Genomic DNA, 26,693 nt, shown 5'->3' with positions numbered 1-26,693 from the left:
AAAGCTTTTACATGTATTTCAGAAGGATCGAAATTGTAAAAGGGAATTTGGGCCTGATATTTATCATCACGTTCGGACCTTTTTGCATCCGTCCAATCATTGACAAAGACTTAAAATGGAAGAATATTTCCGGTAGAGATTTGGTCAATAGGTGTTCAGTATGAAATTTATAAATTCAAATTTTTGGGACAGAGCCTTTAGAGTGATATTAGGTACTTCCTTGGTTACTTGGGCTTTTTATATAGAAGATCTGTATAAGCTCGCAATTTTCGCAGTCGGGTTCGTGATACTTGCCACAGGGATCGTAGGTTGGTGTCCAATTTATTCCCTATTCGGTTGGAATACTCGGACCCATTCTAAAAGATCTTAAGATCCTCCGGTGTCCGATTTTTCTAAGAAAAATCTTGCCAGAAGGATCGGATACGCGCTCATTCTATATCTATGCCCCCAACCGCGGAGATTGTTTATAAAGGTTTAAGTTTATCGGAGGCCTCAAAACTTCTCCAAAAGTTCGGACCCAACGAATCCAAGTTAAAGAAGACATCCTTTTGGAGGATCAGTCTTTCGATCCTTTCCGAACCGATGCTTTCCCTACTCTTGGCATGCGGTTTTATCTACGCATTATTGGGAGATTTGGAAGAAGCGATCACACTTTCCATTGCAGTGATCGCAATTATTTCTTTAACCATCTACCAAAGGAATAAATCAGAAAAAGCATTAGAATCTTTGAGAAAACTTTCTCCTTTGAGGGCCAAAGTATTAAGAGAAGGCAGAAAGATAGAAATTGATTCCTCCCTCATTGTTCCGGGAGATATAGTCTTTCTATCCGAAGGAGATAAAGTCCCCGCAGACGGGTATTTGGTAGATGGATTAAATCTACATTCGGACGAATCTCTTTTAACCGGAGAATCCATCCCAGTTTTAAAAGAAGAAACGGAGCTTCACAACCAAGGACCCTATTCCGAATCCCAAAAGGTATATTCAGGAACTAAGATAGTCTCAGGAGAAGGGATCTTTAAAGTATTATTCACCGGAGACTCCACATCCATTGGTTCTATCGGAAAAGAAATGGGAGAAATTTCCGAATCGGAAAGCCCTCTTCAGAAAGAAGCTAAAAGATTCACTACATTCTTCTTTTTAGGAGCCTTAGTAATTTCTGTTTTTCTAATTTATGGTCTTGGAATACGGAATGGAAATTGGATGCAGGCGGTCTTGGCTGCTCTTACCTTCTTAATGGCGGTATTACCGGAAGAAATCCCGGTGGTGCTCAGTATCTTCTTTTCCTTAGGAGCTTGGAGAATTTCCAAAAGTGGTGTTTTGACAAGGAAGCTAAACTCTATAGAATCGCTTGGAGCAGCGACCGTATTATGCGTGGATAAAACAGGAACTTTAACCGAAAACCGAATGAAGGTCAGAGGTTTAGTTTCTTCTTTGGAAAATAGTTTATTTGAATTTAAAACACCTGAAGTCGCAGAGGAATTTCATTTGCTACTGGAGTTTTCTATTCTGGCCTCTAAAAAAGATCCATTTGATCCTATGGAAAAAGCGATCCGAGAATTAGGGATCAATCTCCTATACGATACGGAACATCTTCATGCGGATTGGACATTAGAAAAGGAATATCCACTTTCTCCAAAGTTACTTGCTCTTAGTTACGCTTGGAATTCGGAAGATCCGGAAAGATTCGTGATCGGAACGAAAGGTGCACCGGAGGCAATTTTCGATCTTTGCCATTTTTCTAAAGAGAGAACAGATTATTGGGAGAAGATCACAGAAAATTATTCTTTGCAAGGATACAGAGCGATTGGAGTAGCAAGGTCGGAGATCGTAAATTCTTCTCTTCCTGAAAACCAACATGATCTAGAATTCGAATTTTTAGGATTGATCTTATTGGAAGATCCTATTCGAGAAACTGTGCCTGTTTCCGTTTCAGAATGTATCCAAGCAGGGATCAAAGTGATTATCATCACTGGGGATCATGCCGGAACAGCAAAAGCTGTAGCTTCTAAGATAGGATTAGAAGATCACAAGGATAGCATAACAGGAGACGAATTAGAAAAACTCACGGAAGAAGAGTTGGCTTCTAAATTAGATACTGTCGGTATTTTTTCCAGGATCAAACCTGCCCAGAAATTAAAGATAGTCAGGGCGTTTCAGAAAAAGGGAGAGATAGTCGCAATGACAGGAGACGGAGTGAACGACGCTCTGGCTCTGCAAGCCGCTCATATCGGGATCTCAATGGGAAAAAGAGGAACGGATGTAGCAAGGGAGGCATCCGATCTTGTATTATTAGATGATAATTTTTCATCCATCGTGAAGTCCGTATTTTTAGGAAGAAGGATCTACGAAAATATACAAAAGAGTATCTCTTACATTGTATCCGTTCATATACCAATCATAGGTATGTCGTTATTGCCGGCTTTCACAGGAGATCCAATTTTCTTTTTTCCTGCACACATTCTAGTCTTAGAGCTGATTATAGATCCGACCTGTTCCATCGTTTTTGAGTCGTTGGACCTGGAAAAAGGAGATCGTTATTCCAGTCCAAGGAAAAAGAATTCTAGTCTAATGACCATCTCTCGATTCTTTCTCTCCTTTTCGCAAGGAGCGATGGTTCTTGTTTTGTTATTGGTATTGTATTTTTGGATGAAACAAAATGGTCATAGTGAAAATCAAATCAGATCTTTTGGTTTTATTTTCTTAGTCGTCTCCAACTTCAGTTTGATGCTTACAAATTTGACCCATAAAGGAGGATTTATTTCTATCCTTAGATCCTTACATTCCAGTGTGTTCTGGATTTTCTTTTTAGCAGCAACTGCTTTGGTCGCAAGTTTTCAATTCGAATTCAGTCTCAGATTATTCGGCTTTCAGCAAATCCCATTGGATTGGGTAATTTTCTCAATCGGGTTAGGACTTGTCTCCGGTCTTGTTTGGGAAATAAGAAAGATTCGATTTTTTGCTTGAGAGTTTTGGAAGAAGTAACAGCCTACTTGTAAGAATCTTCTCATGAATATTGAGACATTTTTACCCAGTAAAAATCTGCAGCCATACATCCGCCAATTCCTGATCATAGAAAGCGAAGGTGGAATGCAAAATAAGATTTTACCTGGATCTTCCTTAGTTATTTCATTTAGGATCGCAGGAAAGATCTCTCATAAGGAAGAAAATCAGGAGAAAATTCTTCCCAACTCTGGCATTACCGGCCTTAGACGTATTCCTAGGTTAATCGAGTATTCTGCAAAAACTTCTACCCTATTAGTTATTTTTAAGGAAGGTGGAGCGGCTAGTTTTATTAAAGAACCTCTACATAATTTATTCGAACTGAATCTGCCTTTGGATCATTTGTTCTCTCCTAACAAAGTTTCCGAAACAGAAGAGAAACTTTTTCAAACAAAAACGAATCTTGAAAAAATCTGCGTAGTGGAGAATTTTCTCGTCTCTGAATGGGTAGAGTCCAAAGAGGACAATTTAATTCTAGATTCTATTCGTAAGATCAGAAACTCCAAAGGAAATCTGAAAATCGCGGATTTGCTGAAAGGAATGCCAATTAGTAGAGATTCATTTGAAAAAAGGTTTAGAGAAATGATCGGGACGAGCCCTAAACAATTTTCTGTTTTAGTAAGGATGAGAAACTTTATAGATTCCTATTCTTCTGAGACCACTTTGACAGAAGCGGCTCAAGAGGCAGGATATTTCGATCAGGCCCATTTTATCAAAGACTTCAAAACTTTCACGAATGAGACCCCAAAACAGTTTTTTAAACTTTCCAATCCTTATTGGTAAAATCCTGAATTTTTACAATTTTTGATTCTCCGAATAGAGTATTCTATTCTCAAAAGGAGAACAAATAGATGCAAAAAGTCCTGATCGATACATTCGTCGTACCTAAAAAAGCAGAGGAAGAATTTTTCACTCGAGTCAGGGTAAATCGGAACATGATCAAAGCCCTGCCCGGCTTTATCCAAGACTCCGCTTATATCCGAGAAAAAAGCGGAGACGAGATCCAATTTGTAACTGTAGCAATCTGGGAAAATGAAGAAGCAATTTCCAATGCAAAAAAAGAAGTGCAAGCATCCTATCAAAAAGAAGGTTTCGATATGCCTGGAATGTTACAAAGACTTGGAATTTCTATTGAAAGAGGGATTTTTGAAACATCAAAAATCTAAATCTAATTCACTAATATGATTACTTTACCATTGGCATGGCCTTGTTCAACATAATGGATCGCTTCCGGAACTTCTTCCAAGGAATATCGTCTATCGATTACTGACTTGATTTTTCCTGATCGCAATAATTCCGACAAAAAAAGAAGGTCTTTTTGATTCGGCTGAGAAGAAGCTGCGATAATCTTCCGATCGCTTATTAAAGAGATCAATGGCCCCAAAAGTAAAGCCTGGAATAACTGAGCTGTGCCACCTCCGGCCATAATATATCGACCCTCTGGATTTAATGCACCCTTGTATTCGGAGATGGAACGATATCCATTTACACCGATGATCAGATCGTATTTTTTTCCGCCCTTGGTAAAATCTTCCTTAGTATAGTCGATTACATGGTCGGCACCCAGCGATATTGATAGTTCTCTTTTAAGAGTACTACAAACTGCGGTAACCTCAGCTCCAAAATATTTTGCGAGTTGTATTGCGAATGTTCCCACACCACCTGATGCACCGTTTATCAGAACTTTCTGCCCTGCTTGCACATTGCCAAAATCTCGAAGAGAATGCAAGGCAGTCATTCCCGCCAAAGGTAAAGCTGCTGCATCCTCAAAGGATATATTAGATGGTTTCAAAACGAACTCATCTTCTTTCCCACATTTATATTCCGCAAACCCGCCGAAGCCGCTTGCGAAAACATCTCCAAATACATCATCCCCTGGACGGAATTTGGTAACATTTTCTCCAACTGCTTCGACAGTTCCGGCAACATCTGCGCCCAAAGTCGAAATTTTTTTGGGCTTAAAAAGTCCTGCATAAAAGCGGACCAAAAAAGGATCGGCCCTCATCATGCGCCAGTCAGCAGCATTCACGGAAGCAGTTCGGACTTTTACTAGAATTTCATTCTTCTTTGGACCAGGCTTTTGCACTTCTTTAAGTTGAAGAACATCCGGGGCCCCATACTTCTCGTATACAATCGCTTTCATTGGTATATTTAAACTGGTGTTTTCAAATTCAAAGAAAAGAGGTCGAAGAGAGAAATTACCTCTTCTTCACTTCACTCTTGAGTTCTTCTTTAACAGTATCCCGAGTAGTATTGGATTTATTTTCCAATTTGATAGTATAGTGAATTTGATACTTAGTAACGACCGGCTTTTCTTCAGAATGTTCCATAGACCAGCGGGTCACATCATTTTGGATGATCTTAGCTAGGTTGTTGATCCGTGGAACTCTTGTATTAAAACGGATCGTTTCAACAGCTCCGGTGTTTCCGTTTAAGATCACTAAGATGATCCCATCATCGTTAAAATTGATCCGATTATATTTTACCAATTCTTCACTGATGAGTGCGTCCCCTCCCTTATCCACTTTTCTACGGATATACTTGGAACCTCTGATCTGGCGAACCTGATAGGATTCACTTGTGATATGCACTCTGAAATATTCCGCGCTATCTTTGGACTGGCTTTGGAAAGATACAGGATCAGTCGTGCTAATCTTCACTTCCCTACCTTCTTCGTCTATGATCTCCTCGCTGTCACCAGCTGGATTCGGGAGAATTTCTCCTTTAGGAGTCTCCGGAGCGTGGGTGCTTGGTCCTCCGGTACTAATACAAGAAATAAATGATAAACAGTATAGAACCGCAAAACCGGCTAAAAAAGTTCGGCAAACCGAAACGCGAAACATTGGCCTCTCCTATCCTAGGAAATTTATAATTTTATTCGAATATTCCAACTATACCAAATATTGCAAGAACAGTGTGGCAAGCCCTAAGAAACAGAAGAAGCCGAACACGTCCGTTGTAGTTGTAACAAATATGGAAGACGCAATTGCAGGATCTATCCCAACCACTTTTAATAGCATAGGGATACAAGCTCCTACGATGGCAGCTACGATCAGATTCGCAAGCATCGCAAAAAAGATAACAATCGCCAGGGCAAGTTTTCCCGTATAAAAAAATACGGCAAGTCCCGTGATCGCACCGATCGTGAGACCGTTAATCAGACCGATGATCCCTTCTTTCCTAAAACCGACCGTCCAGTTGGACTGGCTCAAATCCCCTGTGGCGATATTTCTTACCACCACGGTAATGGACTGGGTGCCTGCGTTTCCCCCCATTCCAGCAACAATTGGCATAAGGCTAGCAAGTAATACAAAGGATTGGATCGTGTCTTGAAAAAGGGAAACTGTAGAAGCAGCAATTACGGCGGTTCCTAGGTTGATCACAAGCCAGGTCAATCTTCTCCGAATGGAATCCCAGATGGAAGTGTTCAATCTTTCCTCTTCGGAAACTCCCCCCATCCTCAAGATGTCCTCGGAAGCTTCTTCCTGAACGATATCCAAGATATCGTCTACAGTGATCCTACCGATGATCCGATCCAGATCATCCACTACTGCAGCGGAAACTAAGTCGTATTTTCGGAAAATACGGGCCACTTCTTCCTGGTCCGTATCATAATGAATTGAGAACGCTTCTTCCTTTACAAGCCGACTCGCTTTTTGGTTGAGAGGTGCAAGGAATAGGTCCTTTAATTTGATAAATCCTTTTAGATGATTCTCAGCATCTGTTACATAGAGAAGGTAGATATCGTCCGTCTCTTTCGCGACCCTTCTTAATTTGATGATCGCTTTTCTGACTGTGTCTGTCTCGTAAGCTGAGGCAAACTCCGTGGTCATCAAACGGCCGGCGGTATATTCCCTAAAATTCAGTTGTTTTCGGATCTGTGAAGAATCCTCCCGATCTAAGGAATTCAAAATTTCCTCAGCCTTAGCCTTGGGAATTTCGGAGATCAGGTTTGTAACGTCGTCTGTTTCTAGATTTTCGACGATGGGAGAGATCTCCTTCATATTCAGACGAGAGATCAGATCCGCTTGCAGATCCTCGTCGAACTCGACTAAGATCTCGGACTGTTGTTCAGAATCGCAGAGTTTAAATACGTAGAATGCTTCGTCGATATCCAGCTTTTCCAGGACTTCGGCGATATCTGCTGGGTGATTGGTAGAAGTAAAACTGAGTAGGAACTTATTGTCCTTTTTTTCTACCTTTTCGAGAAAGGAATCCATCCAATCCCCGGATTGCGGATTTGCCTTCAGGGAAGAAGTTTCCTTAGTGCTATTTGTTTCGTCCATGTAGGCGTCCCTCCCCCTATGACAGAATCCTGGTGGAATTTATCGGTTCAATGAATTTACTGATTTTTGGAACAAGAGTTTTTCATTTGACTGGGGGCTCGCAGCCTTAGAATAGAACCTAGTTCTCCTAATCCGACTATGAAACCTTTTTTTTTCCGACTTACTCCCGTTCTTCTATTCCTATTTTCTTTGCCGATATTCTCGGACGCATTTTATTTCCCTTGGGAATACAATAAACTCTATAATGAGAACGCCACACTGAGAATCGAGTTAGATTCTCTCAGACTCCGCTACAGAAACGAGACCGAAAACTCCAAAAAAGAAAAACTCAGCCTAGACGCAAGGATCCAGAATTTAGAAGAACAGCTCGCAGGTGAAAAATCCTTTAGAGAAAGGGATAAAGAAATTTCCTTAGAGCAGATCCGTGCTTTGGAAAACCAGATCGCACTCTTAAAAGCCAAAAGTGGAAACAAAGAAAAAGAACTGATCGAAGAGAACGAAAAACAATCCAAAAAATACCAGGACCTGATCTCCGAATTAAAGTCTGAACTCGAAAAAGAAAGACTGGGTTGTATCCGAAAAATGGACGAGCTCAAAAGAGAATACGAGTCCAAAATCGCAGGCCTGGAAGCAAGGATCAAAGAGTTAGAAGATAATCTATCCAAACTCAAGAACTTAAACGAAGATCAAAAAAGAGAATTAAATCGTTTAGCAGAACAGGCAACTGAACTTGAATCCAAACTTTCCGGAGAGATCGCAAAAGGACAGATCAGAGTAAAACGTTTTCATAATAGACTCGTCATCAATATAGATGACCAGATCTCCTTCGATTCTGGTTCCGCAGAATTAAAAAAGCAGATCTTCCCAGCTTTAGACAAGATCAAAGAAATTTTAGTTAAGTATCCAGGTAACCTAATCATAGTCGAAGGTCATACGGATAATATCCCGATACGTACTAAAAAGTTTAACGATAACTGGCAGTTGTCTACTGAAAGAGCTCTTTCCGTCGTTCGTTTCCTGTTAGAAAGTAAAAATCTAGACGCAAGGAATTTCTCTGTGGCAGGTTACGGGGAACACCAACCGATTGTCTCAAATGATACTCCTGAAAACCGTTCCTTGAATAGAAGAGTCGATATCGTTTTAGAGCCACAAAGCGGCAAGAGTCACTAAGGCCTCTTTCGACTTTGGAAAAAGATCCTCTCTCATCCTCTAATCTCGAACCTTTTGCAAGACAGGCAATCCTTCGTCCCAAAAGGAAAGATGCATTACGCAGTTTAGTTTTTGCATTCTTTCTTTCCATCGGGATCTTCTCTTGGGAAATATTCGGTTCCACTCAAAGTAAAAGTTTGGCACTTTTGGCAGACGCAGGTCACGTAATCTCGGATTCATTTGCGTTTTTATTGAGCATCTTCGCAGTTCTTGTTTCTGACAAAAAACCGAATGCAAAAATGAACTTCGGCTTTTTCAGGGTAGAAGTATTTGCAGCATTTTTAAATTCCATTCTGATCTCAGGAATTTCACTTTTCATTATATACGAAGCCGTCCAAAGATTTCGACACCAGCAAGAAATTGAAACCGAATCTATGTTGGTTTTCAGTTTGGGAACCATCGGTTTAAACCTGATCTCCGTATGGCTTTTAAAAAGGATCTCAGCAGATAATATCAATTTGAGGACTGCTTACCTTCATGTTCTGAACGACTTGTTTGGTACAGTTGCAGTTTTAGTAGGTGCAATTCTAATTCGTCTATTTGCTTGGACTTGGATCGATCCACTACTCAGTTTGGTTCTTTCTATTTTTATCTTAAGAGCGGCAGTTATTATCTTGAAGGAAAGTCTACTGATCCTTCTGGAATCTTCTCCGACTTTTGATGAATGGGATCATCTAAAAAAGGATCTATTACATATCAAAGGAGTTGATTCCCTTCTTTCCGCTCACACCTGGACTCTAACAAAAGGGATCCATGCCTGCGCGTTCAGAGTTCAGATCACCCAAGGATCCGATCCTAAAAAGATCTTGAAAGAAGCGTATGAATTACTAAGAGGAGAATGGAAGTTCGAGCAGATCTATCTTCAATTAGAAGACCCTTCTACCACTCATATAATCGACGGGATCGTTGCAAAAACATTGCATGATATCGATTCGGAAGAATGGGGACATCACCACCATACTCACGATCATCCGGCTCATCATCACTAAAGATTACCGAATTTTCTCCAACTTTTGGACTGCTTGAGCCTGTTTTTGATATAAACAGGACTTCTGGCTGGATGGATCGTGCAGAAAAGTCCAAGGTCAGGATATTCCTTCTTATGATCGAAGTTCGGAATAGATTCTAAGATGGATATACATTCGTCCAAGATCGCTTCGTAGCCATAAGGATGATCTTCTTCAATTTTGTAATTCGGATCCTTATCCTTTTTGTCGGAAATCTCTAGACATTTTCCATAGAGAAGTCCGCTTAGATCCCAGAGTTTTCCCAGAACGGAAAATCTTTCTCTAGATTCGCTTCCTTGGCTTAGATCAGATACTATTTTACGAATGGCTCCACAAAATAGAACCGCGGCTGATAGCATTTCAGAAAGATGGATATCGGAACCTAATTTAGAATAATCTTCTATAAAATGATAATAAGAAGGTAATTTAAAATTTTCACCAGTGATCTTACAATGTGTGGCTTCTCTGGCGACATCCAGATACACCTCTTCGATTTTTAAACCGGGGAAATCTCTGGGGATAAAAAATACTCCGAAACGATTTTTCTCTTCTTCCTTTGCTACCACCAAGTAACCTTCTGCATCGGCTCCGTTGGTCACAAATCCTTTATGAAAATTTAATTCTATTTCTCCGCTTGGAAGTACTTTTGCGGAGGATTTTAGATTGGTGAGTTTCCCCATCCAGCCAGGTTCACTCACTCCAAGCCCTAAAATTCCTAAACCGTTCACTAATCTTTCTTGGAGTTCCAATGCTAATTTTTTGGATTCTTCTCTGATGGAAGCTCCTTCTTCGGAACCGAGTACCAATTTTAGGATCTTTCCGGCTACATTCGTTTGTGCCATCAATCCAACTCCCACTCCTATCCCATGAGGAAAAGAAGGAAGAAATATTAATTTTTCGTGAAATGCCCTGAATTCGCCATTTTTTAAGGCATTGAGTAACCCTGCTTTTGCGATATCTGGCAAAACAGATTTGTAAACGGATCTGAATTCTCCCGGAGGAAAGGAAGAAAGTTTATCTCTTAATTCTTTCATCATTGGATGGAAAATTTAACCTGCCTTCTTTCCTGAATTTCCTAGAACTTTTTTCAGATATTGTCCGGTGAATGATTCTTTGACCTTTGCCACCTCTGTTGGAGTTCCTTCGGCGATGATCTTTCCGCCTCCGTCTCCTCCTTCCGGTCCTAGATCTATGATCCAATCCGCTTGTTTGATCACATCTAGATTGTGCTCGATCACGATCATAGAATTTCCGCGATCTACAAGCGTGTGTAAAACAGTCATCAAGTGTCGAACGTCTTCGAAATGAAGTCCTGTAGTAGGTTCGTCTAAGATATACAATGTTTTTCCAGTAGGACGTTTGGATAATTCCGTAGCCAATTTGATCCTTTGGGCTTCTCCACCTGAGAATGTTGTGGCAGGCTGCCCTAGTTTGATATAACCTAAACCTACTTCGTCCAAGGTTTCCAATTTTCTTTTTAAGGCAGGAATATTCTCGAAGAATGGGATAGAATCTTCGACAGTCATCTCCAGGATCTCGAAGATATTTTTACCTTTATAACGAACTTCTAATGTTTCTTGGTTATAACGTTTTCCCTTACATACATCGCAGGTCACATACACGTCCGGAAGGAAGTGCATCTCTATCTTTAGGATACCGTCTCCCTCGCAGGTCTCGCATCTTCCCCCACTCACGTTAAAGCTGAATCTTCCGGGAGAGTAACCTCTGAGTTTGGATTCTTCTAACCCAGCGAACATATCGCGTACTACAGTAAAAAGTCCTGTATAAGTAGCCGGATTGGACCTAGGAGTTCTACCAATGGGCGACTGATCTATATTGATGATCTTATCTATTTCTTCTAGACCAGTGATCTTCTCGTGTTTTCCCCAGACGGTTCTCATCTTCATTACTTTATGAGCCGCAGCATTGTATAAGATATCGTTGATCAAAGTGGACTTTCCGGAACCGGAAACACCTGTTACTACGATCAGTTTTCCGAGAGGGATCTCTACACTTACGTTTTTAAGATTATTCTCTTTTGCATTTACGATCTTGAGTTTTTTTCCATTCCCTGTTCGGACAGTTTTAGGCACCGGAATGAATTCTTTGCCGGATAGAAACTTACCCGTAAGCGAATTTTTGTTTTTCGCAACTTCTTCCGGAGTTCCGGAACAAACGATTGTTCCACCATGAACACCTGCACCTGGGCCCATATCGATCAGCCAGTCGGCTTCTTCCATAGTTTCCTGGTCATGCTCTACTACTAAAACTGTGTTCCCAAGATCTCTTAGATCCTTGAGAGTATTGACTAATTTAGTATTGTCTCTCTGGTGAAGACCGATAGAAGGTTCATCTAAAATATATAATACGCCTTGCAGCCTGGATCCGATCTGGGTAGCAAGTCTGATCCTTTGAGCTTCTCCCCCGGAAAGAGTTCCAGCTGCTCGTTCCAAACTTAAGTAACCGACCCCCACATCGTTCAAGAAAGTAAGTCTTTGTTGGATTTCCTTCAGAATGGGTCTTGCAATTATTTCTTCGCTTCCCTTAGGCTTCATTGATTTTACGAAGTCTAAACCCTTCTCCACGCTGAAAGCGGAAAACTTATCTATTGTCAGGCCGTTGACTTCTACATGAAGGCTTACAGGTTTCAGACGTTTTCCTTCGCAGGCAGGACAATTATGATTGGTCATATATCCTTCTAACTGCTGACGTCTTGCTTCTGATCCTTCTTTATATCTTCTTTTCAAGTTAGGGATCACACCTTCGAATTCTCTACTGAATTCATAATGTGATTTTTCATTTCTGAAATCGTAATCTATTTTGAGATTTTTGTCCCCGTAAAGAATGGTATCCCTTACCTTTTTAGGAAGATCCTTCCAAGGAATATTATAATCGAATTTTAATTTTTTCGCCAAAGAATGAACGGTTGTTAAAAACCAATAACTATTACTTTTTGCTCCCGCCCATGCTTCGATACAACCTTCGACCAAGGAAAGTTCAGAATCCGTAATTAACAGATCCTCGTCGAATTCCAAAAGGCTTCCGAGCCCGTCGCATGTTTCGCAGGCACCGAACGGAGAATTAAAGGAGAATAATCTTGGAGAGAGTTCAGGCAAGGATTCTTCCGGGTGATTCGGACAGGAAAGTTTTTGGGAGAATGTATGGTCCTTCTTCCCATCGTCCATGAGAAGAATTCCTTCCGATTGTTTGAGAGCAGTTTCCACAGAGTCTGTCAACCGAGAACGAATTCCGTCTTTGATCACAAGACGATCCACTACGATCTCAATCGTTGCCTTAAAACTTTTTTTCAGAACGATCTCTTCGTCTAGGGTTTTGATCTCACCGTTCAGACGTATTCTATTAAACCCGTCTTTTCGGATCTTCTCTAGAACATCCTTATGTTCTCCCTTTTTGCCGGAAACGATTGGAGCCAAAATTTGGATCTTAGTTCCTTCCGGAAAATTCAGGATCCTTTCGGTGATTTGGTCGATGGAAAGAGATTGGATTGGAGTTCCACAAATTGGACAATGAGGTTTTCCTACCCTTGCGTATAGAAGACGCAGGTAATCATAGATCTCTGTCACAGTTCCTACGGTGGATCTAGGGTTACGATGTGTGGTTTTCTGTTCTATAGAAATTGCTGGAGAAAGTCCTTCGATCAGATCCAGATCCGGTTTTTCCATCTGACCCAAAAATTGTCTGGCATAAGCAGAGAGACTTTCTACATATCTTCTCTGTCCTTCCGCATAGATTGTGTCGAAAGCAAGAGAAGATTTACCGGAACCGGAAAGTCCAGTGATCACTACGAGTTTGTCCCGCGGAATATCTACATTGATATTCTTAAGATTATGCTCCCGAGCTCCTCGGATGCGGATATGATCCAAACGATTAACCCTCTCTTAGGTTTCAGATAAATTCTGGAAAGCCTGGCTGAAAAGCGGTTTTCCTTCCGTAATTTTACGTTTTCCGGAATAAATGTCCGTTTTACTTTGGTCGCCAAAAGGAATTTCCAATGTTTAGAATTCTGTTCTCTCTTGTTTTTTTACCGATCCGGATTTTGTTCCAAGGATTTAGGATCTTATCCTGGACTATCCGTAAGGGAGATCATTTCTATTTAGAAATTCCTTCTTCTTTTTCCTTCGATAAAAAATCTTTCTTTGTCAAACTATTGGTTTCGAAAGAAGAAGATCCCTTCTTGGTCGATTTTTTATTGGGATTAAATGCCTTAACAAAGGTCCCAGGTTTGAAAAAAGTTTCTTTCCATATTTCTAATCCAGAGTACGGATTTGGAGAAGTTTGGAATATCTGTAAATCCATCCAAGTACTGAACGAAAAAGGAATTGAGACGTCCGGTTTCTGTTTAGGAGGAGGAACAAAGGCATTACTATTACTCTCTCAGTGTAAATACAGATATTCTTCTTCTGCATCCGAATTCTTTCCTATACTACCTTCGGCTGAACCTTATTTTTTTGGTGGTACTGCTAAAAAACTCGGCGTAGGTGTGGAAACCTATGCAAGCGGCGCATTTAAATCTTTCGGAGAGACATTCCAGAGATCATCCTTCTCAGCTCCTGCTAGAAAAAATCTAGAAACCTTACTAGATGACCTAAATGATTTACTCTCGGACGGTTTCAAGAAGTCCTCGAATTTAGATCTTAAAGTTTTAGAAGAACCGATCCTCAGTTCTGAAAAACTAAAGAAGATCGGATTTATTACTGAATTCGTGGAAGAAGACGAGTTCGAAGAAAACTATCTATTCAAAAATTATAAAAAAGAGAAGGAAACTGATAAGCCTAAATACAAAAAACTTAGCGCTAAAGGTTTCAGAGTATATCATAAAAAATCCAATTTTTCACTTATCTCTAAATCGGTTCCGATTGTTGCTGTGCTCCCCATACAGGGAAACATTTTGCCTGATCTAGGAAGAGAAGAAGATTTTAGATCCAGACAGGTATCTTTTAGGTACTACCAGGAAATTTTTAAGGATCTAAAAGAAGATCCAAAAGTGGCGGCAGTCGTTTTAGAAATGAACTCTCCAGGAGGGAGCGCACTTGTTTCCGAGCTTCTGTATAGAGAGATCAAAAAACTTTCGAAAGAAAAACCGGTGATCACATACGTATTGAATGTTGCCGCATCCGGCGGATATTACCTCTCCTGTGCCACGAAAGAAATCCACGGGACTCCCTATTCCATCGTAGGCTCTATCGGTGCGGTAATGATGAGATTCGAATTAAAGAAATTATACGATAAATTCGGAGTCCAAAAAGAAAGGATCGGATTTTATACTCATAGAGACATCCTATCCGAATACGGAAAACTATCCCCTAAATCGGAACAGTTCTTGAAAAGAGAAGTTCTTAGATCCAGAGATTTATTCTATAGCCGAGTAATAGAGTCCAGAAAAACCACCTTCCAAGAATTAGAGAAGAATTGGGGAGAAGGAAGAGTTTTCACAGGAGAAACTTTCCGCAAATCAGGATTTTTAGACTCCTGCGACTCTTTTTTAGATATATTACAAAATCTGAAAGAAGAACTAAAATCAAAAAAGATCGACGTGCGCTATCTTCCGGGAACTTATAATTGGAAAGACTTAGTCCAGGATCTGAAACCAGGGATGCAGTTCTCAAAGTTTTCTTTCTTTTCTAAACTTAACTCGGAGAAAAAGCAAAACCCGTTGGAAGTCCTACATCTCTCTGAAATTGCAAAAGAATTATCAGAACTTTAAGATTCTTGTGCTTTTAAAATCCTATTTAAGATCGCTTCTTTTCCGGAAGCATTTGCAGGTGGAAAACAATAAATTTTCGAGATCCTGAGACGATCGCAATCTCTAAAGAAAGAGTATAAATTTTTCATATACTCTGAGTTGTTTCTCAGATCCAAAGCGAATTTCCAACCTCTGATCAGACCGATCCCGATTGCGGCAGATTCTCTATCTGGATTTTGATTTTCTGTGAAGATCACCTTTGCTTTAGGCGCATAATGTCTATACTTGCGCCCGGGACTAGAAGGAGTTTCCCCTTCTTTCAGATCGCTATAATTTTCTAGGTCAGGAACATATTTTTGTAATTCTTCCCAACCAAAATATCCGGGACGTAAAAGTTTAGGAGGAGAAACGGAAAAATCCACAACAGTGGATTCTAAACCTATTTCCGGTTCAGCACCTTTCAAGATCAGATCCACTTGTCCATCAAACTCGGAGATCGCATCATCTAATCTTGTAATGGATGGTTGTCCCGAAAGATTTGCAGAAGGAGCAGAAACCGGTCCTCCAAAATAAGAAAGCATTTCCAAAACTTTTGGATGAGAAGGAACTCTTACCGCAATGGTAGTCAATCCTGTAGAAAAAACGGACTTATCCTTCTTCTTTAAAACTAAGCTTAAAGGACCAGGCATACATTGTCTGATCAATATCTTTGCAGCTTCGGTAACTTCTCCTATATCGGGGATCAGGGCTGGATTTCCAAGATGAACTATAAGGGGATTATCTGCAGGGCGATTTTTAATTTTATAAATTTCTAAACAAGAAGAGAGATTTCTGGAATCCGCACCAAGACCATAAACAGTCTCGGTCGGAAATAGAACGATCCCTCCCTCTTTCAGCACTTTTGCTGCTAGGGAAGGATCTTCTGTAATGATTGTATGTTTACTTTTTGACAAGATCCTGGGTGTTCTTGGCTTCTTCCTGACCTTCTTCCGGTGCTGCCTGTTTTACGTCAGGAGTTGGAGCAAGCGGCTGTTTTGCCTTTGGAACGGGAGGAAGTTTATTAGTCACAAGTAATTCCAAATAATCGTTAATACCTGGATCATTATCAGATAATAGCTGCCAGAAAGAGAATCCACCTATATCATAAGATCTTAATAGGGTCATTTTCTCTTCGAAAGCTTTTCTGTTCATGAAGAATGCTACACGATCGCAACCTTCCGACTTGTACCATATACTTGGATCTTCGTAAGTTTTACCCTCATGAACCCAGCTGAACTTGGAAAGATTTGTCCAAGAACCTGAGTTCTTATTATCCGCCAAAACTTGGCTGATATTCGTAGGTTGTTTGGTCACACCGAGTTGTTGGCGTTTTAATGCATCGGACCAATATACCGACTTGATCTTTGCGTTACAATTCAGAGCCCAATCGTATCCGTAAGTCGGGATCGCCATATATAATTTTTTAGCAGGAACTCTTTCTTTTGCATAAGTGATGATATTTCTGATCCAAACGTTTGGAGCCTGAGGCCCAGGTCCTGGGTTTCTATACTTACGAGGATGAAGTTCGTAAGCCATCACCTTTACTCTGTCTGCATGTTTTGCCAAGAAAGCGTAATCGTGGGTCATTGGACCTCTCCAATTCTCGGCAAAATCCATATTAATTTTTTCTTTTAAACCCTTACATGCTTTTTGGCTGGTTTTTTTAGCCGCAGTTTTAGGGTGAACCGCAACAGAAAGAAGTTTACCACGTTTGTGGATCTCTTTAGAAAGAAGAACGATGAACTCCTCAAACTTCTCTTTTTTCTCGCAGCTCATTCCTTCGTAATCAATATCGATCCCGTCGAAACCATAAGTATCCACTTCATTCAGAATGTTCTGGATATGTTTGTCCCTAATATCATTACGTCCGTTCAGACCAATGTTTTCAGAGATCTTTTCGTTCTTATTTTCCCAACGGAAAATAGTAGGAATGATCTTAACTCTTGGATTTAAGGATTTAAGTTCTGCAACACGTGCATGTTTTTGAGCGGATCCCCAAAGAGAATAAAGATCTCCGTTATTTGTCTCTCTTCCTTTGAATCCGTAGATGAATGGATGGATCTCATTGTATAGATGAACCGTACGTTTCATCGCTTCATAGTCCGAGAACCAGGTAGAAGCTCTGAAAGCAGGATCGTCTTCAGATTCAGGCTCGGAAGAACTTACGGTGTTGGAAGTCCCATCCGACTCGGAAGAAGGATTGTTGGAATTCCACCATTTCTTCCAAGATTCCCAAGCCCCCTCTGTAGGAGCCAGGTCCGATTTTAGAGTAGTATTTTGGAATGCTACCTGTTCTGTTCCAGCTTGGGCAGAATCAGCTTTAGGGTCCGCCTTTAAGGCTTGGAGTCCTAGATAAAAAGAAATTCCGGAAAGTACCAGCCAGGTAAGGCTCACTAGGCTTGATTGCCAGAGAGGCTGCTTTTTAGGTTGGTATGGCACTGGACGGCTTAAGTCCTCTGGGGTGTAAGGTTCATCGTTTGGATTCATTTGAGCTCTATATATTTATCGAATCGCGGAGGCTAAAAGTAAAGCACCGACTCTCTTCCAGTGATTTATAGTTGGCCTGTCTGTCAAACGTTTGTGGGAATCCTATCTGTTCTTTGATTGACAGAGACTTAATTCGCAAGATTTTTCCTCAGATGCAGTTTCACCGGCCTTTCAAATTATTTTTCGTTTTAGGTTCCATCTTCATAACCTTTCTTTTGATGGCAGAGGTGACAGGCTCCAAATGGTTCCAAGTGCTGATCGGGAATAAGGCTCTGACCATGACCTTGGGAGTGATTCCCTTCCCCATTACGTTTATCGTAACGGACCTTTTGAACGAGTATTATGGAAGAAGAGGAGTCAGATATCTCACTCTAGTTGGAATGGTAATGATCGTTTTGGCTTTCTTCCTTCTTCAATTGGATATGGCCATTCCTGCGGCAGGAAATTCCCCGGTAGACGACCATTCTTTTCAGGTGGTATTTTTTAATACAGGGCAAGTGATCACAGGTTCTATCGTAGCCTATTTGATCGGACAGTTAGTGGACATCCAAGTCTTCCATTTGATCCGTAAAAAGACTAAAAACAAACTTCTTTGGCTAAGAGCCACAGGTTCCACCATCTTCTCTCAACTCTTGGATTCTTATGTCGTCATCTTCGTGGCATATTGGGGAACCTATGATTTCCAAACCCTGAACTCCATCTCTTATACCAACTTTGGATACAAGATCTTCATAGCGATCGGGATCACCCCGGTTATCTATCTGGCTCATTACCTGATCGAAAGATATTTAGGAGAAGATGCTCATAAGATGGCTGAAGCAGCTCTCAAGGAAGGAAAAGAGGAAATCCAACCTTATCCTGGTTAAAAACCAAAACTTCGGGTTTTGTGTGAAAATTTTTAAACTACCAGTATAACCAGATCCGATTTTTCCAAGGATCTAGATAAGAAGAATACTTACCTGTCTCGGATTCTTTCCGAAATCCTGAGCCCAAAAGTTTGGTTTCGAATGATGCTACCTGGGTCTTTTGGATCTTCCAGACCAAGGTTCCGGGAGACACGGGACATTCATCTGTTTCCCTACTAAAGATCACTCTTTGGTTTTCGAAAAAGAGAAGTTCAGCATGACCTGGACTAGACACTCGGACTTCTCCCCCGAAAAGTTCGGAGTAAAGCCAGGCAGTTTCTGCACAATCGTCTGCTTTTAAACCGGCTCCAAAGAAACTTAGAGAGTCTTGATCCATGTTTTAAGTCTAACCTCCGAAAGCGCAAAACCTGGTATTTATTGGGTTTACGGCCCAATTCAGACTATAATTTTGGAGTTAGGGAAGTTTTCCAAGCATATGAACTCAAATTTGGATTTTGTTCGGATTTTCGATACCACTCTCCGAGACGGAGAACAGTGTCCAGGCGCGGCAATGAGCGAGAATGAGAAGATAGAGATCGCACTCCAGCTCGCTAAAATGAATGTGGATGTGATCGAAGCAGGTTTCCCGGTATCTTCTCCCGTTCAATTCCAGGCAGTCCAAAGAATTTCCAGAGAGGTAGAAGGTCCGATTATCGCGGCACTCGCAAGAGCAGTTCGCCCGGATCTAGAAGCTGCCGCTAAAGCAATCATTCCCGCTAAAAAAAGAAGAATTCATACTTTTATCGCATCTTCTCCCATTCATATGAAATTCAAACTAGGAAAGGATGCTTCCGAGGTTTTGAAAATGGCTATGGAAGCAGTCAAGATCTGCAGAGATCATGTGGACGACGTGGAATTTTCACCGGAAGATGCTACTCGTTCCGAGCCTGAGTTCCTAAGAGAACTTTGTGAAGCAGTCATTGAAGCTGGCGCTACCACGATCAATATCCCGGATACTGTAGGATATACTACACCGTACGAGTATGGTGAATTATTCAAATTCCTGATCCAGAACGTAAAAGGAAGCGAGAAAGCAATATTCTCCGCGCATTGCCATAACGATCTAGGACTTGCGACTTCCAATAGTTTGGCCGCTATCCAAAACGGAGCAAGGCAAGTAGAATGTACTGTAAACGGTATCGGAGAAAGAGCCGGTAATACAGCTATGGAAGAAGTGGTCATGGCACTTCGTACACGTAAGGACAAATTCGGAATACAAACCAGGATCCAAACGGAAGAGATCGCAAAGGCCTCCTATCTAGTGAAAACGATCACAGGAATGGTAGTCCAACCGAATAAAGCGGTTGTAGGTGCAAACGCGTTCGCTCATGAGTCAGGGATCCACCAAGACGGTGTTTTGAAAAATAGAGAAACATATGAGATCATGACGCCTGAAAGTGTGGGCATCCAATCCAACCGTATGGTACTCGGCAGACATAGCGGAAGAGCCGGTTTCAAAGATAGGATTGTTCGTCTAGGATTCAGTCCTCATCCGGAAGAATTGGAAGCGGCTTACCAAAGATTTTTAGAGATCGCAGACCGTAAAAAAGAAATTTTCGATGAGGATATCCGTGCATTATTCGCAGACGAATCCAGAAAATCTTCCAACGATAAATATGTATTAGAAAGTTTTCATGTAACTACCGGAACTAAGAGCACACCTACTGCAAGTATCCGACTTTCCATCGAAGGAAATCTCAAAGAAGAATCCGCAACAGGCGACGGTCCTGTAGATTCTATATTTAAGGCAATCCAGAAGGCAACTATCTCCGATGTGGAGCTCATTAAGCTCGTGATCTCTCCTGTAACAGAAGGACAAGACGCTTTGGCAGAAGCTTCCGTTACTTTAGAAAAACATGGAGAAAGAGTTGTAGGAAAAGCAAGCTCTACTGATATTATTGAGGCTTGTTCTCAAGCGTATATCTCAGCCTTAAATCGTTTTTCTATCAATTGAAATAGTTTTGCCGAATCATGTTCGGTATCTATTTTCAAAATTCCTAGAAAAACCGTTGCCAGTTCCAAATTCAGTAAAAATCCTTTCTTAGTAGAACGAGTGTTCTACTCAAATAAAGAGAAAGGCGGACTGTGAATGTCTTCTTTAGATATTTCCCCAATCTTTCGCCCGATAGATATCGGAGCCGAAACTATTTCAAATCGTATTATCATGGGATCCATGCACTTGGGTTTGGAGGGAATGCCCCATACCGCTGATAGAATGGCTGCATTCTATGGAAGAAGGTTCGAAGGAGGAGTTGGACTAATTACCACCGGAGGAATTTCGGTAAATGCGGAAGGAAAAGGTTCTAATATTTTTTTTGATTTCCAGAAGGAAGAAGACTGCCACGAACTTGAAAAAGTCGCCTCCGTTCTCAAGCCAATGGGAATTTTCTGCGCACAATTATTCCATGCGGGAAGATACGCTTATCACAGAGAACTCGTAGCTCCTTCTGCTTTACGCGCACCTATCAACCGATTCATACCAAAAGAACTTTCAACGGAAGAAGCATGGAGAACCATCCGTGATTTCGGATCTTCCGCATTACGTGCAAAACAAGTAGGTTTCAGAGCGGTAGAAGTTATGGCTTCTGAAGGATATTTGGTAAACCAATTCTTCTCCGAAGTGACTAACAAAAGAACGGACGAGTTCGGAGGTTCTGCTGAAAACCGCAGAAGATTTGCGATCGAAACAATGAAAGAAGTCCGTAAACAAGTTGGCCCTGGTTTTCCAGTGATCGTAAGAATGTCCGGGATCGATTTGATCCCAGGCAACCCAACCTTCGAAGAAGTGATCTCACTTGCAACCGAACTAAAAGAAGCAGGAGCAGATGCACTCAATATCGGGATTGGTTGGCATGAGTCTCGTATTCCAACTATCTCTCAGTTAGTTCCAAGAGGCGCATGGGCAAAGATCGCAGGTAAAGTAAAGAATGCAGTTCCTGGAATTCCAATCATCGCTTCCAACAGGATCAATATGCCCGAGACAATCATCCAAGTACTGAATGCCGGAGAAGCTGATATAGTAAGTATGGCAAGACCATTCTTAGCGGATGCAGATATCGTAAATAAGATCAAAGAAAACCAAACGGAAAGAGTGAATACCTGTGTCGCTTGTAACCAAGCTTGTTTGGATCATACTTTTAAAGAAGAAATGGTTTCTTGTTTAGTGAATCCTTCCGCAAACAGAGAGCTGGAATGGAAATCACTTCCTCAGGCAAAAAGACAAAGAGTGGTAGTAGTCGGTTCCGGCCCAGGCGGAATGGAATCAGCAAGAGTTGCCGCTTTACGTGGGCATGAAGTTATTCTTTTAGAAGCTTCCGAAAAATTGGGGGGCCAATTGAATTTGGCCGCTGCCATACCGGGTAAATTCGAATTTTATGAAACGATCCGCTATTTCAAAAACGAACTTCCTCGTTTAAAGGTAGATATCCGTCTAAACACAAAAGCGGATCTGAAACTGTTAGATGATCTTAAACCGGATGCAGTAATCTTTGCGACTGGAGTTCTACCTAGAAACTTAAATCTTCCAGGATTAGACAAAAAGCCTCATGCAAGCTATGTGGAATTTTTGAATGGGACTTTCAAAGCAGGATCCAAAGTGGCCATCATTGGAGGTGGAGGAATCGGTGTAGACGTTGCTCATAAGCTTACAGAGGAGAAGGATCCGGATATCCCTACCTACTTCGAGAAATATAACGTAAACTCATACACACAAGCTGCGATTCAACCGGAAACAGCACATAGAAAAGTTTCTATCTTAAGAAGGAATGGAAAAGTAGGTGCAGGTCTCGGAGCCACTACCTCCTGGGCGCTTCTACAAGAATTACAATCTAAGGGTGTGGATTTCCTATCCTCTCTTACCTATAAAGAAGTGACCGATAAAGGACTTGTAATAGAGACCAAAAAAGAGGGAGCAAAAACATTAGAATGCGATTCTATCATTCTTTGCGCCGGACAAACAAGTGATGCTTCCTTATACGAAACTTTCAGCAAGGAAAGAAGCCAAATCCCTTCTTATCTGATCGGCGGAGCAAAAGATGCCTCCGGAATAGATGCCAAAAGAGCCATGTTAGAAGGTTACTTAGCGGCAACCAGGATCGGAACGGAACAAAACTAAAAAAAGTATATTAGTAAAAATTTATTTTCAACTAGGAATAACAGATGTTATACTTTTAGAATTACTGGAGGGTTACCGATTGGACGGGCAAAGAATGTTCCGTCCAACAGAATATTTCAGAAAGGTTTCCTAAAACATTCTCTAAACTTAGGTTTGTTTTGTGGCGAAGAAATGCCAAAACTATTCTTTCCCGTTGACTTTTTGTGGGTATGTTTCTTAATGGAAACCACATTTTCCTCTGGTTTCTTAGAGGAGTTGCCTAAAATGAAAGTATACTCAGCCGACAGAGTGCCGAACTCAGCAGATTATAATTTGTATGTAACCGAAGGGAGTGCCAAAACTAGGCTTAGCTTATTCGAGCCTGATATCCCTGGGTATTTTGAATTAGCTGAAAATGATAAAGTTCTAAAGTCTTTGGCATATACAGTTCTTCTAAACTACACCCAAGACAGGGAATTCGCTCTTAGAAATACAAATCGATTCCTGAATTTTCTAAATGATATTGTTCATAGAGATTCTTGGTTCTTTTTGGCAAATCGAGTAGAACAGTTTATTAAGGATGTAGAGAATTTCGGAGTCGAAATTTCCTACGACTTTTGACTTAGCCTCAAAAATCTGATTGTCCTAGGATCTTCCAAGAATATACTAACTTAAATTACGTGCCGGAACTTCCCTCCCTTCCCCGTCAAGGGCTTAACCCCGGTTGGAGCAATAAATGAACCCAAGAGTAGTGACTTTTCACTATAAATTAACAGATAAAGAAGGAAACGAAATCGATTCTTCTCAAGGAAGCCACCCTCTTTCTTATCTGGAAGGGACCGGACAAATCATTTCCGGTCTAGAAGACGAAATTAAAGGTCTGACTACGGGAGATAAAAAAGTAATCTCTGTTTCCGCTGATAAGGCGTATGGCCAAAAAAATCCTGAACTAGTTTTCGATGTGCCTAAAAGCCAATTCCCGGAAGGGGAAGAATTGAGTGTAGGAATGATGTTCCAAACCGATGAGCCGGATACTGTTTATACGATTACTGATATCAAGGGAGAATCTGTGATCGTGGACGGAAACCATCCTCTAGCTGGGGTGGATCTGATTTTCGATGTCCAGATCGTAAATATCAGGATAGCAACTGACGAGGAAGTGAGTCATGGGCATGTTCACGGTGAGGGGGGACATCACCACCACTGATCTCAAATGAGTGCGTCCTTAGAGTCACTTAACGAAAAACAAAAGGAAGCTATCGAGACCCTAAACGGCCCGGTTTTAGTGATCGCCGGTGCCGGAACGGGAAAAACAAAAACAATCGTTCACAGACTTTCCAAATTAGTTGAATCCGGCATTCCCGCCGAAAACATCTTACTTCTAACATTCACTCGAAAAGCGGCAAGAGAAATGCTCTCCAGAGCGGTATCTCTACTGGATAAACGTTGCGCCCGTGTTCACGGAGGTACGTTCCATTCTTTCGGAAGTCATATTCTCAGAAAGTACGCACCAGTGCTCGGATTTTCCTCCCAGTTTTCTGTCTTAGATGAGTCGGACACTTCTGATATATTCCAACTTTTAAGAACAGAGGGAGAATATGCCAAACAGAAGTCCAGGTTTCCTTCCAATGACACTTTGATCTCTCTTCATTCGTCCATCATCAATCGAGGAAAATCTTTAGAAGAACTTTTAGAAGCTGAATATCCTAAGTTTTTGGACCAAGAATCTGCTGTTCGTAAAATTTTCCAAGAGTACGGAGATTACAAAAAACAAAGATCTCTATTAGATTATGATGATCTTTTGACGTACACAAGAGACCTTCTGAACAAGAATGAAACCGTTCGCAAAAAGATCTCAGAACAGTACAAATATATTATGGTGGATGAGTTCCAGGATACAAACCAGATCCAGGCTCATATCACTTGCCTACTCGCATTAGATCATGAAAACATTTTGGTAGTAGGAGATGATGCCCAAAGTGTATATTCCTTCCGGGGAGCTGATGTAAACGGAATATTCAATTTTCCGAAACTGTTTCCCAAAACTAAAACGATCTATTTAGAAAGAAATTACAGAAGCACCCCATCCATTTTAAATCTGGCAAATGTGGTCCTTTCTAATTTTAGGGAAAAATACGAGAAATACCTATACACCAAAAACGAAGACTTTCAAAAACCTGCACTCGTCGGATTTTCAGACGAGTTAGAAGAAGCGGAAGGGATTGCCGATCTTATATTAGAAAGAAGAGAAGACGGTATTCCATTAAAGGAAATAGCAGTTCTATTTAGATCCGGCTGGAATTCAAACCAACTGGAACTAGTATTGTCCCAGAGAAATATCCCATTCTTAAAATTCGGCGGAAAAAAATTCGTAGAGAGCGCTCATGCAAAGGATTATCTTTCTCTTCTAAAAATTAGGGAAAATAAGACTGACTCTGTTTCTTGGCTGAGAGTTTTACTTCTTCTTCCAGGAATCGGTGCCTCAAAGGCAAGATCCATTCTGACAGATTTGGAGAAATCGGGCGGAAATCTGGAAAAGATCGTTTCCGAATCGAAAGGTGCTACTGCATCCTATTTAAAAGAATTATATGATCTGACCAACGACTCGGAAAAAGATCTAAAAAAACTTTTAAGCAATTTTATAGATTATTATTCTCCATTACTTGAAAAGAAATATGATGATTATAAAAGAAGATTAGAAGACCTGAATGCATTTTTAACTCTTTCTCAAAAATACGAAACTCTACATGAGTTTTTGGTGGATATGAGTTTAGAAGGACCTAGTCGAAGCTTAGACAAAATTTCTCCTGAGGAAGAAGACGAAAGATTGGTTCTATCCACGGTCCATTCTTCCAAAGGATTGGAATTCGATACTGTTGTAATATTGAATGTATCAGAAGGTTCTTTTCCTTCCGGAAGAGGAGAAAAAAACTTAGAAGAAGAAAGAAGATTATTTTATGTGGGAATCACAAGAGCTAAAAAGAAATTAGTACTCACCTACCCTCAGATCTCTCAACAGAAAAATACACAGTATTTTAATCGAGTTTCCAGATTTATAGAAGAGATCAGAGAACCTGAAAAAGTATTAGATAAAAGTTTTATCGTTAAAAAAGAAGAATCCTCTAATCCTTCTTCTTCTCAAAAAAACCAAAACCAAGACGAGTCAGATGCCAGAAAAAGAATTAGAGAGTTTTTCGGTTCCTGACCCTAGCCCCGACAGGAACTGGGAAGAACTTCTGGTTTCCGTTTGGGATTCTTTAAAAGGTAGGTCCAGGCGTTTCAAAGATAGTCAGGTCCGTTCCGTAGAACTCAAATTTTATCCCTACAGAAACGGAAATCACTCTGTATCTTATCATAACGGGATCTTAGCAGCCAAATTTCATACTTCCTTAATGGACGCGGAAGAAGAAACAATCCTCTCTTTTCTCTCATTACTGATTTCTAAATTATTGGGACTCAAACCGAAACAGATCTGGAAGGAAGAAGTGGCGGAGTTCTTGAATTCTCTTCCCGAATCCGGGACCGGGAATTTCAAAAAATTAAGGGAAAACGGCGTTGCTTACGATCTGAAAGCAATCTTAGAAAGAATTTCTTCTTTCTATTTTCCTAAAATGGATCCAAAACTCCTATCCATCGGCTGGGCGGATCGCCTTGGAAAAAGAAGATTGGGTAGTTACGAAAAACGGAATATGAATATACGTATCAGCCCGATCCTGGATCATAAAAACGTTCCTATCTATGTTTTGGAACATGTGGTCCATCACGAAATCCTACATCATATACTTCCTACAAGGATCAAAAACGGCCAAAATTCCATTCATAGCCCCGAATTCAAACGTAAGGAAAAAGAATACGTTAGATACCGCGAGGCGATAAATTGGTTGAAAATGGAATATCCTAAGTTCTTAATAAGACATCAAAAAGAAATCGGTCTTAGGCTTAGATCAGAATTTTACGGATAAA

The 26,693-nt window shown here is 40.8% G+C and carries 22 protein-coding genes; 14 read left to right on the top strand and 8 right to left on the bottom strand.

The window, feature by feature from the left end; translation table 11 throughout:
• The first annotated feature begins 160 nt into the window (after positions 1-160).
• The 4 genes from LPTSP_RS02940 to LPTSP_RS02925 all read left to right on the top strand — a co-directional run bounded on the left by LPTSP_RS02940 (position 161) and on the right by LPTSP_RS02925 (position 4,166).
• On the top strand, positions 161-370 hold the full coding sequence (locus tag LPTSP_RS02940; RefSeq protein ID WP_108927342.1) for a YgaP family membrane protein: 210 nt from the start codon (positions 161-163) through the stop codon (positions 368-370).
• A gap of 71 nt (positions 371-441) precedes the next feature.
• Positions 442-2,964 (top strand): cation-translocating P-type ATPase, encoded by a 2,523-nt coding sequence (locus tag LPTSP_RS02935; RefSeq protein WP_108927341.1) that lies wholly within the window; start codon positions 442-444, stop codon positions 2,962-2,964.
• A 42-nt stretch (positions 2,965-3,006) separates the two neighbouring features.
• Positions 3,007-3,783 (top strand): helix-turn-helix domain-containing protein, encoded by a 777-nt coding sequence (locus LPTSP_RS02930; protein ID WP_108927340.1) that lies wholly within the window; start codon positions 3,007-3,009, stop codon positions 3,781-3,783.
• 68 nt (positions 3,784-3,851) lie between these two features.
• Entirely contained in the window at positions 3,852-4,166 is a 315-nt protein-coding gene (locus LPTSP_RS02925) for an antibiotic biosynthesis monooxygenase family protein (protein WP_108927339.1), read from the top strand.
• A gap of 2 nt (positions 4,167-4,168) precedes the next feature.
• Here LPTSP_RS02925 and LPTSP_RS02920 read toward each other — a convergent pair whose 3' ends face one another.
• The 3 genes from LPTSP_RS02920 to mgtE are packed head-to-tail and all read right to left on the bottom strand — an operon-like array spanning position 4,169 to position 7,286.
• Positions 4,169-5,143, bottom strand: a complete 975-nt coding sequence (locus tag LPTSP_RS02920) for an NAD(P)-dependent alcohol dehydrogenase (protein ID WP_108927338.1) — start codon at positions 5,141-5,143, stop codon at positions 4,169-4,171.
• A 55-nt stretch (positions 5,144-5,198) separates the two neighbouring features.
• Positions 5,199-5,843, bottom strand: a complete 645-nt coding sequence (locus LPTSP_RS02915; RefSeq protein ID WP_108927337.1) for an LA_2219 family laminin/E-cadherin/plasminogen-binding protein — start codon at positions 5,841-5,843, stop codon at positions 5,199-5,201.
• A gap of 48 nt (positions 5,844-5,891) precedes the next feature.
• The gene (gene mgtE, locus LPTSP_RS02910) at positions 5,892-7,286 is read right to left on the bottom strand and encodes a magnesium transporter (protein ID WP_108927336.1); all 1,395 of its coding nucleotides are present in this window, start codon (positions 7,284-7,286) and stop codon (positions 5,892-5,894) included.
• A gap of 138 nt (positions 7,287-7,424) precedes the next feature.
• Between mgtE and LPTSP_RS02905 the strand changes: the two genes are divergently transcribed.
• Both LPTSP_RS02905 and LPTSP_RS02900 read left to right on the top strand, forming a co-directional pair.
• Positions 7,425-8,456, top strand: coding sequence for an OmpA/MotB family protein (locus LPTSP_RS02905; protein WP_108927335.1), 1,032 nt, complete (start codon positions 7,425-7,427; stop codon positions 8,454-8,456).
• A 14-nt stretch (positions 8,457-8,470) separates the two neighbouring features.
• On the top strand, positions 8,471-9,484 hold the full coding sequence (locus LPTSP_RS02900; RefSeq protein WP_108927334.1) for a cation diffusion facilitator family transporter: 1,014 nt from the start codon (positions 8,471-8,473) through the stop codon (positions 9,482-9,484).
• On the opposite strand, the gene LPTSP_RS02895 is transcribed toward LPTSP_RS02900, so the two are convergent.
• Positions 9,481-10,539 carry an acyl-CoA dehydrogenase family protein gene (locus LPTSP_RS02895; protein ID WP_108927333.1) on the bottom strand — a complete coding sequence of 353 codons (1,059 nt, stop codon included), beginning with the start codon at positions 10,537-10,539 and terminating at the stop codon, positions 9,481-9,483. The genes LPTSP_RS02900 and LPTSP_RS02895 overlap by 4 nt on opposite strands.
• A 12-nt stretch (positions 10,540-10,551) precedes the next feature.
• Entirely contained in the window at positions 10,552-13,386 is a 2,835-nt protein-coding gene (gene uvrA, locus LPTSP_RS02890; protein WP_108927332.1) for an excinuclease ABC subunit UvrA, read from the bottom strand.
• A 128-nt stretch (positions 13,387-13,514) separates the two neighbouring features.
• On the opposite strand from uvrA, the gene LPTSP_RS02885 reads away from it, so the two are divergent.
• Positions 13,515-15,227, top strand: a complete 1,713-nt coding sequence (locus LPTSP_RS02885) for a S49 family peptidase (protein ID WP_108927331.1) — start codon at positions 13,515-13,517, stop codon at positions 15,225-15,227.
• Here LPTSP_RS02885 and LPTSP_RS02880 read toward each other — a convergent pair.
• The gene (locus LPTSP_RS02880; protein WP_108927330.1) at positions 15,224-16,159 is read right to left on the bottom strand and encodes an L-threonylcarbamoyladenylate synthase; all 936 of its coding nucleotides are present in this window, start codon (positions 16,157-16,159) and stop codon (positions 15,224-15,226) included. The two genes, LPTSP_RS02885 and LPTSP_RS02880, sit on opposite strands and share 4 nt — an antisense overlap.
• Positions 16,146-17,732: a glycosyl hydrolase family 18 protein gene (locus tag LPTSP_RS02875; RefSeq protein WP_108927329.1), complete on the bottom strand. Its 1,587-nt coding sequence runs from the start codon at positions 17,730-17,732 to the stop codon at positions 16,146-16,148. The genes LPTSP_RS02880 and LPTSP_RS02875 overlap by 14 nt, the downstream gene beginning before the upstream one ends.
• 152 nt (positions 17,733-17,884) lie before the next feature.
• On the opposite strand from LPTSP_RS02875, the gene LPTSP_RS02870 reads away from it, so the two are divergent.
• Positions 17,885-18,598: a queuosine precursor transporter gene (locus tag LPTSP_RS02870; protein WP_108927328.1), complete on the top strand. Its 714-nt coding sequence runs from the start codon at positions 17,885-17,887 to the stop codon at positions 18,596-18,598.
• A gap of 37 nt (positions 18,599-18,635) precedes the next feature.
• Here LPTSP_RS02870 and LPTSP_RS02865 read toward each other — a convergent pair whose 3' ends face one another.
• Positions 18,636-18,974: a hypothetical protein gene (locus tag LPTSP_RS02865; RefSeq protein WP_108927327.1), complete on the bottom strand. Its 339-nt coding sequence runs from the start codon at positions 18,972-18,974 to the stop codon at positions 18,636-18,638.
• A gap of 99 nt (positions 18,975-19,073) precedes the next feature.
• Here LPTSP_RS02865 and LPTSP_RS02860 point away from each other — a divergent pair, with 99 nt between their 5' ends.
• The 6 genes from LPTSP_RS02860 (at position 19,074) to LPTSP_RS02835 (ending at position 26,692) form a co-directional block, all read left to right on the top strand.
• Positions 19,074-20,591, top strand: a complete 1,518-nt coding sequence (locus tag LPTSP_RS02860) for a 2-isopropylmalate synthase (RefSeq protein ID WP_108927326.1) — start codon at positions 19,074-19,076, stop codon at positions 20,589-20,591.
• A gap of 135 nt (positions 20,592-20,726) precedes the next feature.
• Positions 20,727-22,751 (top strand): oxidoreductase, encoded by a 2,025-nt coding sequence (locus LPTSP_RS02855; RefSeq protein ID WP_108927325.1) that lies wholly within the window; start codon positions 20,727-20,729, stop codon positions 22,749-22,751.
• A gap of 264 nt (positions 22,752-23,015) precedes the next feature.
• Positions 23,016-23,351: an LIC14007 family protein gene (locus LPTSP_RS02850; protein ID WP_108927473.1), complete on the top strand. Its 336-nt coding sequence runs from the start codon at positions 23,016-23,018 to the stop codon at positions 23,349-23,351.
• Positions 23,352-23,466: 115 nt separating this feature from the next.
• Positions 23,467-23,937: an FKBP-type peptidyl-prolyl cis-trans isomerase gene (locus LPTSP_RS02845; protein ID WP_108927324.1), complete on the top strand. Its 471-nt coding sequence runs from the start codon at positions 23,467-23,469 to the stop codon at positions 23,935-23,937.
• A gap of 6 nt (positions 23,938-23,943) precedes the next feature.
• Positions 23,944-25,935 carry an ATP-dependent helicase gene (locus tag LPTSP_RS02840; protein ID WP_108927323.1) on the top strand — a complete coding sequence of 664 codons (1,992 nt, stop codon included), beginning with the start codon at positions 23,944-23,946 and terminating at the stop codon, positions 25,933-25,935.
• Positions 25,898-26,692, top strand: a complete 795-nt coding sequence (locus LPTSP_RS02835; protein WP_108927322.1) for a SprT-like domain-containing protein — start codon at positions 25,898-25,900, stop codon at positions 26,690-26,692. The genes LPTSP_RS02840 and LPTSP_RS02835 overlap by 38 nt, the downstream gene beginning before the upstream one ends.
• The last annotated feature ends 1 nt before the right edge of the window (position 26,693 follow it).

The organism is Leptospira johnsonii, from assembly GCF_003112675.1.
Classification (GTDB): domain Bacteria; phylum Spirochaetota; class Leptospiria; order Leptospirales; family Leptospiraceae; genus Leptospira_B; species Leptospira_B johnsonii.
Note: the sequence above shows the minus strand (reverse complement) of the source record. Positions and strands in the feature narration are given on the sequence as shown.